Consider the following 11,231-nt stretch of genomic DNA (forward strand, 5'->3'; position numbering starts at 1 on the left):
CGGGTGGGCGCGGCGCCCGATCGGGCGCTGCCGTGCTGGTCGGCGCGTTTCTGGCCAGCGACCGTACCACGCGGCCCGCCGGCCGCGACCCGCCCGCGGCGCGAGGTGGCGGGCCCGGCACCGGAACTGTGCCAGGCCACAACGAGCGGGGGTCCGGCTTTGGGCTGCGCGCCCGTGATCCGCCGTACGCCGCGGTGCGAACGTGGTCCCGGCGCCGCGACCGGTCACCCCACCGGGCCGGTGCGGCGCCGTCCCCCTCCCCTGACGGAAGGCACACCGTGGACCACGCCACACCCGAGAGTCTCCAGGCGGCGATCGACCGCGTCGGCAGCGCCGTCGACCTGATCCGCGACCAGCCGATCCGGGCGTTCTCGCACGGCCTGGGCTTCGTACCGCGGGAGTTCACCAACTGGCGGGAGGAGGCGCTCGCGTGGCACACCTCCTGCGCGCTGATGGACCAGTCGCACCACATGACCGACCTGTTCATCCAGGGCCCGGACACCGTCCGGCTGCTGGAGCGCCTGGGCGTGAACAGCTTCGCCGGGTTCGGCCGGGACCGGGCCAAGCAGTTCGTCGCGGTGAACGGCGACGGCCACTACATCGGCGACGCGGTGCTGTTCGGGCTCGACGACACCTCGGTCGACCTGGTCGGGCGGCGGACCGTCATCGACTGGGTCGAGTTCAATGCGCGCACCGGCGACTGGGACGTGACCCTGGAGCGCGACCCGCAGTCCGTGCAGCGCGGCGGCCGCCCGCCGAAGCTGTACCGGTACGAGGTGCAGGGCCCCTCGGCCGGCCCGCTGGTGGAGAAGCTCACCGGACAACCGCTGCCCGACGTGCGGTTCTTCGGCATGACCACGCTGACGATCGCCGGGCACCGGGCCCGCGCGGTCCGGCACGGCATGGCCGGGCAGGTCGGCTTCGAGCTGTTCGGGCCGTGGGAGGAGGGCGCGGCCGTCTACGAGGCGATCCTGCGGGCCGGCGAGGAGTTCGGCATCAAGCGGGTCGGCTCGGCGGCGTACTCCACCGCGAACCTGGAGTCCGGCTGGATACCCGGCCCGCTGCCGGCGATCTTCACCGGCGACGACCTCGCCGCCTACCGGGCATGGCTGCCCGCCACCAGCGCGGGTTCGCTGGGCGGCAGCATGGCCTCGCCGGACATCACCGACTACTACGTCACGCCCTACGACCTCGGCTACGGCCGGCTGGTGAAGTTCGACCACGACTTCGTCGGCCGCGACGCGCTGCGGGCCCGCGCCGAGCGCCCGCACCGGCACAAGGTGACGCTGGTCTGGCACCCCGACGACGCGGCCCGGCTGTTCTCTTCGCTGTGGACGCCCGGGCCCACCTACAAGTACTTCGACATCCCCAAGGCGCGGTACGGCCAGTTCCAGATGGACACGGTGCTGGCCGGCGGGCGCCAGGCGGGCATCTCGATGGACTGCGGCTACGTCGTGCGCGACCAGGCCGTGGTGTCGCTGGCCGTCGTCGACGAGGAGGTCGCGCGGCCGGGCACCGAGGTGCGGGTGGTGTGGGGGGAGAGCCCCTGCTCGGCGAAGCCGGCCGTGGAGCCGCACGACCAGGTGGAGGTCCGCGCCACCGTGGAGTCCGCGCCGCTGGACCGCTTCGCGCGCACCAAGTACCGCGCCGCCGCGCAGGCGTGAGCCGCGCGAGCGCCGTCCGCCGGCGGGCCGCGGCCGCCCGCCCCTCCCCACCAAGGAGCACCATGCGTCCTGACACATCGGCAGCCCCGGCGCTGCGCACCCCGCTGCTGGCGGACTTCTCCCTGGAGATGACCGGGAAGGACGTCGCCGGCCTGGCGGACGCGGCGCCGGGCATCCCGCCGGGCACGCGCATCCACGTCACCTTCCTCGGCAGCGAGGACCTTCCGACGCGGGTGGCGGCCGCGCGGGCGGTGCGCCGGCTGGGGTTCGTGCCGGTGCCGCACCTGTCGGCCCGGCGGCTGCCGTCGCGGCCGGCCTTCGAGGAGTTCCTCGGCGCGCTGCGGGCGGAGGGCGCCTGCGCGGACGTCCTCGTGGTGGGCGGCGACCCCGCTGTGCCCGAGGGCCCCTACCCGGACGCCCTGTCGCTCATCGACTCCGGGCTGCTCGCGCGGTACGGGGTCCGGCGCGCCGCCGTCGCCGGCTACCCCGAGGGCCATCCCGCCATCCCCGACCACGTGCTGTGGTCGGCGCTCGCCGGGAAGGCCGCCGCACTGGCGGAGCAGGGGCTCGCCGGCAGCGTCGTCACCCAGTTCGGCTTCGACGCCGAGGCCGTGCTCGGCTGGATCGAGCAGGCCCGCGGCCGCGGGGTGGCGCTGCCGGTGCGGGTCGGGGTGCCGGGACCGGCGGGGGTGCGGCGCCTGATGGCGTACGCGGCCCGGTTCGGGGTCGGCACCAGCGCGTCGATCGCCCGCAAGTACGGGCTGTCGCTCACCCACCTGATGGGCACCGCGGGGCCGGACCGCTTCCTGCGGGCCCTCGCCGAGGGGTACGAGCCGGCGCGGCACGGCGACGTCACGATCCACTTCTACACGTTCGGCGGGCTGGGGGCGACCGCCCGCTGGGTCGCCGACTTCGCGAAGGAGGCCGGCGTATGACCGCCGCCGCACCGACGAAGAAAGCCGAGCAGGCAGCACCGGGCGACCCGGCCCCCGCGGGCCACCCGGCCGTCCTGATCGTCAAGGGCGCCGACGCCCCGGGCATCGTGGCCGCCGTCACCTCGCTGCTCAGCGAGCGCGGCGCGAACATCGTGGCCCTCGACCAGTACTCCGACGGGTCCGGGCAGGGCACCTTCTTCCAGCGCGCGGTGTTCACGGCGGCCGGCCTGCGGGCCGCGCTGCCGGGCCTGCGCACCGCCCTGGACGCCCTGGCCCGCCGCTACGGCCTCGGCTACACCCTGCGCGACCTGTCCGTGCCCCAGCGGATGGCGGTCTTCGCGTCCAAGTCCGACCACTGCCTGCTGGACCTGCTGTGGCGGCACCGGCAGGGCCAACTGCCCGTCAGCATCCCCATGGTGGTCTCCAACCACCCCGACCTCGCCGAGGAGGTGCGGAACTTCGGCATCCCCTTCTTCCACGTGCCCTCCGCCGGGCCCGACAAGTCCGCCGCCGAGGCCGAGCATGTGCGGCTGCTGAAGGGCAACGTCGACTTCGTGGTCCTCGCCCGCTACATGCAGATCCTGTCCGCGGACGTCATCGAGCGGCTGGGGGTGCCGATCATCAACATCCACCACTCCTTCCTGCCCGCCTTCATCGGCGCCGGGCCGTACGCCCGGGCCAAGGAGCGCGGGGTGAAGCTCGTCGGCGCCACCGCCCACTACGTGACGCCCGAACTGGACGAGGGGCCGATCATCGAGCAGGACGTGGTGCGCGTCACCCACGCCGACACCGCCGCCGACCTCGCCCGCCGCGGCGCCGACGTGGAGCGGGCCGTGCTCTCCCGCGCGGTGCTCTGGCACGCCGAGGACCGGGTGGTCCGCGACGGCAACCACACCATCGTCTTCACCTGACCGCCCTGCGCCGGGGTGCCGCGCAACGGCCGCCGGCAGAAAGCGGGTTCGCCCATGACCCTCACCATCGACGGCACCAGGACCGCCCGCGCCGTCCGGGCCCGGGTCGCCGCGGACGCGGCCCGGCTGGCCGCCGCCGGGACCGTCCCCGGCCTGGCCACGATCCTCGTCGGCGACGACCCGGCCAGCGCGGTGTACGTCGCCGCGAAGCGCCGCGCCGTACGGGCGGCGGGCATCCGCGACCTGCACCGCCACCTGCCGGCCACCGCCACCCGGGAAGAGGTAGCCGCGGTGGTCGACGGTTTCGCCGCGGACCCGGCGGCCTCCGGCATCCTCCTCCAACTCCCGCTGCCGCCCCACCTGTCGGCGGCCGACCTGATCGACCGCATCCCGGTCGCCAAGGACGTCGACGGCCTCACCACCGGCAGCGCCGGCCGGCTCGCCCGCGGGGTGCCCGGGCTGCGCCCTTGCACCCCGAGCGGGATCGTCGCGCTGCTCGACGCCGAGGGGATCGAACTGGCCGGCGCGTGCGTCGCCGTCGTCGGCTGGGGCGAGCTGGTCGGCCGCCCGCTGGCGCAGCTGCTGCTGCACCGCGGGGCCACGGTCACCGTGGCACACGCCGCCACCGCGGACCTGCCGGCCGCGACCCGTGCCGCGGACATCGTGGTGGTGGCCGCCGGGGTGCAGGGTCTGATCGGCCCCGAGCACATCACCCCGGGCGCCACCGTCATCGATGTCGGCATCCACCGCACCCCCGAGGGCCTGCGCGGTGACGCCCGTACCGCCGAACTCGGCGGCGTCGCCGGCCGCATCACCCCCGTCCCCGGCGGCGTCGGCCCGATGACGATCGCCATGCTGCTGGCCAACACCGTCCACGCCGCAGCACACGCCGCCAAGCTCAACCCGCACGACGCAGCAGCCCGCCGCCCAGCCGAAGCGACCCCCTGACCCCGACCCCCGCTGCACCACCGACCAGCACCCCGCGCACCAACCACAGCAGCCCCCAGCCACCACCCCGCCGCCGGCGCACACCTCCCACGTCACAGGACACCCCCACCGCACCAGCTCGCCACCCACGGCGCTGCCAACCCCTCACCACCGGCCGGCACCCCTCCCGGGCACAGCCCGAAGCGGCTCACTGAACGCCTTCCCGCGCGCCGAGGGCGGGCCGCGCTGCGGCACCGTCCCGATCTCACACTGATCCGACCCCACCGCTCACCCGCCCCTCCCCCGGAGGCGCGTCCTTTCCACCCGCAGGCACGGTGACAGGAGTTCCGATGTTGCGACACCTCATCCCGTACACACCGCACGACGCGCACGCCCCGGACGGCCGGCGCCGGCGCGCGCCGGGCAGGTGGCGGCGGCCCGGGCGGATGCGCGCGGGGGCCGTGTGCACCGCCGCCGTGCTGGCCGCGGGGCTGCTGAGCGCCTGCGGCGGCGGGAACGCCGGCTCGGGCAGCACCGTCACGGTGGGCGTCGGCAGCAACATCTTCGAGCTGCCGATTCGGCTGGCCGAGGCGAACGGCTACTTCGCCCGGCAGGGCCTGAAGGTCAAGTTCGTGACGCTGACGGCCGCGACGGGCATATCCGCGCTGGAGTCGGGCTCGGTGCAGTTCCTCAACGACAGCCCCACCGACTTCGCCTCGGCCGTCGCCCAGCACGTCCCGGTGAAGGCGATCGCCGCCGACGGCGTCGGCAATCCGCTGGGGCTGATCGTGGGAACCTCGTTCGCCAAGGCGCACGGCCTGACCGCCGCCACCCCGGCCGCGCAGGTCGCGAAGGCGCTGGCCGGGTCGACCGGTGGCGCCAGTTCCAGCAACACCAAGGCCGAGGCCGGGCTGTTCCTCAAGGCGTACGGAGTCGCCCCGGACGGGGTGAAGTGGGTCTCGCTGCCGACCCCGGCCGCGGACAAGGCCGCGCTGAAGAGCCACCAGATCGACTGGTTCACCACCTCCGAGCCGGCGCCGCTCCAGATCCAGGCGGAGGGCGACGGTGTGGTCGTCGCGGACGCGACGAAGGTGCCGGTCTGGTCCAACGCGCGCACCGGCTACAGCGAGGTGGTGGTGGCACGCAGCAGCTATCTCGGCCAGCACGCCGCCACCGCACGGAAGTTCGCCACCGCGGTGCAGCAGGCGACGGCGTCCATGAACGCCCATCTCGACTCGCCCGCGGTGCAGGCCGTGGCGCGGAAGGCGCTGCCGGGGGTCCCGGCGGGGGTGCTCTCGTCGAGTCTGCGGCTGGTGGACTGGCCGGCCCGGGCCACGATGACGCCGGCGGGCTGGCGTACCGCGCTGACGTTCATCAACTCCCTCGGCGCGCTACCGCAAACGGCGGAGGTCGCCGCCGGCGACTGGACGAACACCTATCTGCCCTGACCACCGAACCGGCCCCCTACGGCCAGCGCCCGGCAGCCGGGGCGCCTACGCGGTGTGCGCAGTCGTTCGACGGCGGCGCCGACGTACGAACAGGACGCGCTCGGCACCCCGGCCGGAGGCAGACGCTGGGCGCGGGAGCAACGAAGTTGTTCCGGCTCGACCGCAGCCGTGCCAACCGCGCCCGCTGGTGCTCGATGGCCGTCTGCGGCAACCGCGCAAAAGCACGCCGCCACTGCGAACGCACCCGCTGACCCACCCGCGGGAAAAGGATCAGCGCCGCGCGGACTCCCCTTCGGCCGGCCGGGGGACGGTGTCGCCGATGACGCCGGCGAGGCGGTCGAGCTGCGCGGCGAGTTCGCGGCGTTCCCGCGGTGTGAAGTGCGCCAGCGCCTTGGACTGGCGCGCCCGCAGTTCCGCCCGCATCGCCGCGAGCCGGTCGGCGCCGTCCTCGGTGAGGCGGATGAGGACCTGCCGCTCGTCGTGCGGGGAGCGCTGCCGCGTGACCACGCCCACCGCTTCGAGCTGCTTGAGCATGCGGGTGGCGGTGGGGACGCTGACCTCGGCGGTGACGGCGAGCCTGCCGACCGGCAGGCCCTCGCTCCCAGCGTCCGAGGCGAGGGGTTCCAGCAGGGCGAGCTGCGCCATGGAGAGCCTTGCCCCGGAGCGGCCCATGGTGGCCGCCCGAGAGCGGCGCATGGCATAGAACAGCCGGTCGGCGGCCTGTGCCAGCTCCGGCACGCCCGCCTCGTCCCCGGCCGGGTCCTGGAGGTCCGCCTCTTCGTGCTTGCTCGACTCCCGCATGGCTGTTAGCTTACTCAATGAATTAATTAGCAAGCTAATTTTTAGGAGGCTCGCGGTCATGGACTTCCCCGCACGCATCGATGTCCACCAGCACATCGTCCCGCCGGTCTGGGCCGACACCCTGGCCGCGCGCGGCCTGGACTCCGGCGGCTGGGCCATTCCCGCCTGGAGCCCGCGGAGCGCGATCGCGATGATGGACCAGCAGGGCATCGCCACCGGCGTCATGTCCGTCACCTCGCCCGGCGTCCACCTCGGCGACGACGCGGCCGCCCGCGATCTGGCCCGCGCCGTCAACGAGTACGGCGCCGAGGTCGTCAAGGACGACCCGGACCGGTTCGGCCACTTCGCCAGCATCCCGCTGCCCGACGTCGACGCTGCCGTCGCCGAGGCCGTCCACGCCCTCGACGTCCTCGGCGCAGACGGCGTGGTCCTGATGTCCAACGCCCACGGCAAGTACCTCGGCGACCCGGACTTCGAGCCCCTGTGGGCCGAGCTGGACCGCCGCGCCGCGAACGTCTTCGTCCACCCGGCGCAGCCGCCGATGACACTGCTGCCCGGCACTCCCGCCCCGCTCGCGGACTACGTCTTCGACACCACCCGCACCGCCCTGAACATGGTGCTGAACGGCGTCATGGACCGGTACCGCGACGTGCGGGTCATTCTCTCCCACGGCGGCGGCTTCCTGCCGTACGCCGCCTACCGCTTCTCCGGCCTCACCTCCACCGTCGTGGACCGGGACCGCAAGGCGGACGACATCCTGCGCGACCTGAAGCGGTTCTACTTCGACACCGCCCTGTCCGCGAGCCCCTCCGCCCTGCCGGCCCTGCTCGCCTTCGCCGAACCCGGCCACGTCCTCTACGGCAGCGACTGGCCCTTCGCCCCACAGGAGGCCGGCACCTACTACAACCACTTCCTCGAGACCTATCCCGACCACACCCCGGGCCAGGCCGAAGCCATCGACCGCATCAACGCCGAGGCACTCCTCCCCCGCCTCGCCCGCTGATCGCCCCGTTCGCGCGCACGCTTCGCCTCGGCGCCGCGCACGGGCCGGATGCCGCGGTGTCCGGTCACTGGCCGTGGCGGCACACGGAGCCTGTCGCGACGGCCAGGGCCTGGCGATGGAGCGTGTCCAGGCCCTCGAGCGCGGTCCCCGACCCGGTGGCCACGGCCAACTGCACCGTGCAGGTCACGAGTTCGTCGCGCAAGTGCTCCGTGTCCTTGAGCTCCTGGAGCAGGGCCGTGGTCAGCTGGTCGAGGCGCTCGCGCGTCGGTCCGAGGTCGGGAGGCGTCGTGGGCGCTTCCCGCGGGTGTGCGGTCCAGCGGGCGAACAGGCCCTGCTGTACGACCTTGCTCGCGGTGATCTGGTCCTGGAAGAACGCCACCGCCGTCTCCGGGTCCACCCCCGAAGCCTCAGCCCGGGTGCGGACCTGCTCCAACACCTGTGCCTCGCGTACCGGGTCCTCGACGGGTGAGCCGGTGCCGAACTTCGACGCCGCCACGTCATCGCTCACGAGAATGCGCTGGATGACGAGATGCGTCAGCGGACCCAGCGCGCCGAGCGGCTTGGCCGTGCCCACCGTGCCGCTGACGGATTCGGCGTTCGCGGGGCCGCCCGCCGCCATGGCCTGAGGAACGGTCAGCACAGTCGCGGCTCCCAGAAAGCAGGTGATCGGCGCGTAGCGGATCATGTGGTCGCGCAGGTTCAACGGTCTGTCTCCGTCGTCGGTGGAAGCGGGAAACGGGCCGCGCGGAAGCGGAGTTGCCCGCCGCGCGGGGTTGCCCGCCTGGGCTGGGTTGTCCGCAGCGCGTGTGCGCGGGAAGGCGGGACGCGGGCCGTCGGCCGCAAGGGCCGTCACCGGGTCCGGGACGGGTCGGGCAGAGGGGTGGCCTTGAAGACGGCGTAGGGGTCGTACCGGTGCTTGGCGGTGAGCAGCCGCTCGTTGTGGGGGCCGTAGGCGTGTGCGATCTGTCCGACCGCGTCCGGACCGAGGAGGTTGGGGTAGCCGCCCGGCAGCGCCTCGGGCTCCAGCGCATCCGCCAGGCCGTCGGCCCAGTCACGGTGGGCCGCCGCACCGGGGTCGCCGGGCTCCCACTGGGCGATGATCTCGATCATGAGGTGCGCGTCGCGGTTGCCGAACGCCGTGTCCCCGACGGGTACCCGGGTCGCGGCACCGTGCAGGCTGTGCACGGACACGGCCGAATACGGCGAGGTCAGGGTGGAACCCGCTCGGCTCAGCATGTCCCGTACTCCCGAGGTCAGGGAGCGAACGGAACGTGTGCGGATCTCGACGTGCCGGCCGAAGGGGAACTGCGCGTCGATGGCCGCGAGCATCGCGGGCATGGTGGCGGGGGCGATCTGGGAGAGGGCGGGTGTGCCCAGTCGGGACAACCGTGCCAGCTCGCGCTCTCCCGCCTTGACGTCGTCGCCGCTCCAGGTCGGCGAGAGGAACACCACGGGCTTGCCGTCGGGGCCGGGCAGGACACCGGACTGCACGGTCAGCTCGTCCGGGCTCCCGTCCAACACGTCCGCCAGGCCGGCCAGGACGGACCCGGCCTGCTCCCAGGGGTACAGCACCATGCCGGACAGCAGCGTCGGCACGGCGTGCAGACGCACCCGCATGGAGGTGACGGCGCCGAAGTTCCCGCCACCGCCGCGCAGGGCCCAGAACAGCTCCGGCTCCCGTTCGGCCTCGGCCGTGACGACCGACCCGTCGGAGAGCACCACTTCCGCGGACAGCAGGTTGTCCAGGGCGAGTCCGAAACGGCCGCTGAGCGGCCCGTAACCGCCACCGAGGGTCAGGCCCGCCATGCCGACCGAACCGGCGGTGCCCGTCGCCGCCGTCAGGCCGAAGGGCTGGGCGGCGGCGACGAGGTCGGCGGCGGTAGCCCCTCCCGCCACCTCGGCGACCCTCGTCCCCGGATCGACCGTCACCCGGCGCAGACCGGAGAGGTCGATGGTCAGGCCGCCGTCGCTCAGTGCCCTCCCGGCCCAGTCGTGGCCGCCGCCCCGCACCGTGAGAGGCACTCCGAACGCGCGTGCGGCCCGTACGGCGGTCGCTACCTCGGCCGTGTCGGCGCTCCGGACGATCACGCCGGGACGAGCGGACACCGCGCCGTTCCAGACGTGCCGGCCGGCGTCGTACTGCGGCCCGGTGGTCAGTACCTGGCCTGCGGGGATGGCCCGCCGCAGGGCGTCCGTCAGACGGTCGAGCTGAGGGCGTTTCGTCATGGCAGGGCACCTCTGTGCTGGAGAACTCGGCGAAGGTGGGAGCGGCACACCCGTCCTGCGACAGTCCGGTGGACCCGGACCCGCCCAACGAGGGCGGACGTTCAGAACGTTCGGTGGTGCCATTAGAAGCGCTCCCCCGCGTGCGAGTCAAGACCGAACGTTCTATCTAGTCGATGGGGTGCGGACCGTCCGCAGCGGACCACGCGGCGCCGTCGCTACGATGGGCCCCGTGGCTGAGATCACCGTGGTCGGCGCCGGAGTCATCGGGCTGTGCATCGCCCACGAACTGGCGGTGGCCGGCCACCGCGTGCAGGTGCTGGCCGCGCAGGAAGCGTGGGCGAGCGTGTCGGGCGTGGCGGCGGCGATCTGGTTCCCGCACGACGTACACGCCTCCGCGCCGGTGCTGGACTCGGCTCGGGCGACCTACCAGCGGCTGAAGCAGTTGGCGTCCCGGCCCGGCACGGGAGTACGCATGCGCCCCGGGACGGTACTGGTGCGCGATGCCGATGCGGACACGTCATGGACGCGTGCCGTGCCCAGGTACCAGTGGCTCGACGCCTCCCAACTGCCCACTGGCGTAGTCACCGATGCCGGGGTCTCGGGCGTGCGCTGCACCGTGCCGCTTGCTCTGACCGACGTCTACCTGCGCTGGCTGCACAGCGCGGTGCTGGACCTGGGCGTGCCGGTGCGCACCGCCGAGGTCCGGTCCCTGCGGCGGGTGCTCGATCAGGAGCAGCCCGATGCCCTTGTGGTGGCCGCCGGGATGCGCTCGGCCGCGCTCCTGGGCGACGACGACCAGACGTACCCCATCCGCGGCCAAGTGGTCCGCCTGGCCAACCCGGGGCTTACCGAGTGGGTCACCGACGACGACAACCCCGAGGGCCTGACGTACGTCGTACCGCGTGACCACGACGTGGTGTGCGGCGGTACGGGAGAACCGGGTTCATGGGATGAGCAGGTCGACTCGCAGACGGAGCAGGCGATCTTGCGCCGGGTGGAGCGGCTCGTCCCCGCCCTGGTCGGCCAGCGGGTGCTCTCGCGTGCGGTGGGCCTTCGCCCGGCCCGTTCGAGCGTGCGCCTTGAATCCGTGGCCGGGTACGACCGGCCGGTGTTCGCCTGCTACGGGCACGGGGGCGCGGGTTTCACGTTGTCATGGGGAGACGCGGCGCGCGTCGCCCAACTGGTCGGTCCGGCCTGATCCCTTGCGCCATGGCCGCTGGCGCCCGCCCGCCGGACCGTGCCGCGCGCCCGCGAACTGAACACCTCGCCACGCGGGTTGGGGCCTGGGGGGGGGGGGGGGGGGGGGGGGGGGGGGG

The 11,231-nt window shown here is 73.7% G+C and carries 10 protein-coding genes and 1 pseudogene; 8 read left to right on the top strand and 3 right to left on the bottom strand.

What is annotated here, in order from left to right:
• Window positions 1-278: 278 nt before the first annotated feature.
• From AC3ERT_RS22290 to AC3ERT_RS22315, 6 genes and pseudogenes are all read left to right on the top strand, one after another.
• Window positions 279-1,664, top strand: a complete 1,386-nt coding sequence (locus tag AC3ERT_RS22290; protein WP_435132275.1) for an aminomethyl transferase family protein — start codon at window positions 279-281, stop codon at window positions 1,662-1,664.
• A gap of 62 nt (window positions 1,665-1,726) precedes the next feature.
• Entirely contained in the window at window positions 1,727-2,599 is an 873-nt protein-coding gene (locus AC3ERT_RS22295) for a methylenetetrahydrofolate reductase (RefSeq protein WP_435132278.1), read from the top strand.
• Window positions 2,596-3,510, top strand: coding sequence for a formyltetrahydrofolate deformylase (gene purU / locus AC3ERT_RS22300; RefSeq protein WP_335979772.1), 915 nt, complete (start codon window positions 2,596-2,598; stop codon window positions 3,508-3,510). Before AC3ERT_RS22295 ends, purU begins: the two co-directional genes overlap by 4 nt.
• A gap of 54 nt (window positions 3,511-3,564) precedes the next feature.
• Window positions 3,565-4,458, top strand: a complete 894-nt coding sequence (locus tag AC3ERT_RS22305; protein WP_435176325.1) for a bifunctional 5,10-methylenetetrahydrofolate dehydrogenase/5,10-methenyltetrahydrofolate cyclohydrolase — start codon at window positions 3,565-3,567, stop codon at window positions 4,456-4,458.
• Window positions 4,459-4,787: 329 nt separating this feature from the next.
• A complete protein-coding gene (locus tag AC3ERT_RS22310; RefSeq protein WP_435176327.1) occupies window positions 4,788-5,885 on the top strand; it encodes an ABC transporter substrate-binding protein in 1,098 nt (365 codons plus the stop codon).
• 146 nt (window positions 5,886-6,031) lie between these two features.
• Window positions 6,032-6,136 (top strand): annotated as a pseudogene (locus AC3ERT_RS22315) (CGNR zinc finger domain-containing protein); the annotation flags it as partial.
• A 19-nt stretch (window positions 6,137-6,155) separates the two neighbouring features.
• Here the strand turns inward: AC3ERT_RS22315 and AC3ERT_RS22320 are convergent.
• Window positions 6,156-6,686, bottom strand: a complete 531-nt coding sequence (locus tag AC3ERT_RS22320; RefSeq protein ID WP_435176329.1) for a MarR family winged helix-turn-helix transcriptional regulator — start codon at window positions 6,684-6,686, stop codon at window positions 6,156-6,158.
• Window positions 6,687-6,744: 58 nt separating this feature from the next.
• Between AC3ERT_RS22320 and AC3ERT_RS22325 the strand changes: the two genes are divergently transcribed.
• Window positions 6,745-7,689, top strand: coding sequence for an amidohydrolase family protein (locus tag AC3ERT_RS22325; RefSeq protein ID WP_435132290.1), 945 nt, complete (start codon window positions 6,745-6,747; stop codon window positions 7,687-7,689).
• A gap of 64 nt (window positions 7,690-7,753) precedes the next feature.
• Here the strand turns inward: AC3ERT_RS22325 and AC3ERT_RS22330 are convergent, their stop codons facing one another.
• Both AC3ERT_RS22330 and AC3ERT_RS22335 read right to left on the bottom strand, forming a co-directional pair.
• Window positions 7,754-8,392, bottom strand: a complete 639-nt coding sequence (locus tag AC3ERT_RS22330) for a chorismate mutase (protein ID WP_435176331.1) — start codon at window positions 8,390-8,392, stop codon at window positions 7,754-7,756.
• A 146-nt stretch (window positions 8,393-8,538) separates the two neighbouring features.
• Window positions 8,539-9,915 (bottom strand): FAD-binding oxidoreductase, encoded by a 1,377-nt coding sequence (locus AC3ERT_RS22335; RefSeq protein ID WP_435176333.1) that lies wholly within the window; start codon window positions 9,913-9,915, stop codon window positions 8,539-8,541.
• Window positions 9,916-10,144: 229 nt separating this feature from the next.
• Here AC3ERT_RS22335 and AC3ERT_RS22340 point away from each other — a divergent pair, with 229 nt between their 5' ends.
• The gene (locus AC3ERT_RS22340) at window positions 10,145-11,113 is read left to right on the top strand and encodes an FAD-dependent oxidoreductase (RefSeq protein WP_435132298.1); all 969 of its coding nucleotides are present in this window, start codon (window positions 10,145-10,147) and stop codon (window positions 11,111-11,113) included.
• Window positions 11,114-11,231 lie beyond the last annotated feature (118 nt).

The sequence above is a fragment of the Actinacidiphila sp. bgisy145 genome, from assembly GCF_057708125.1.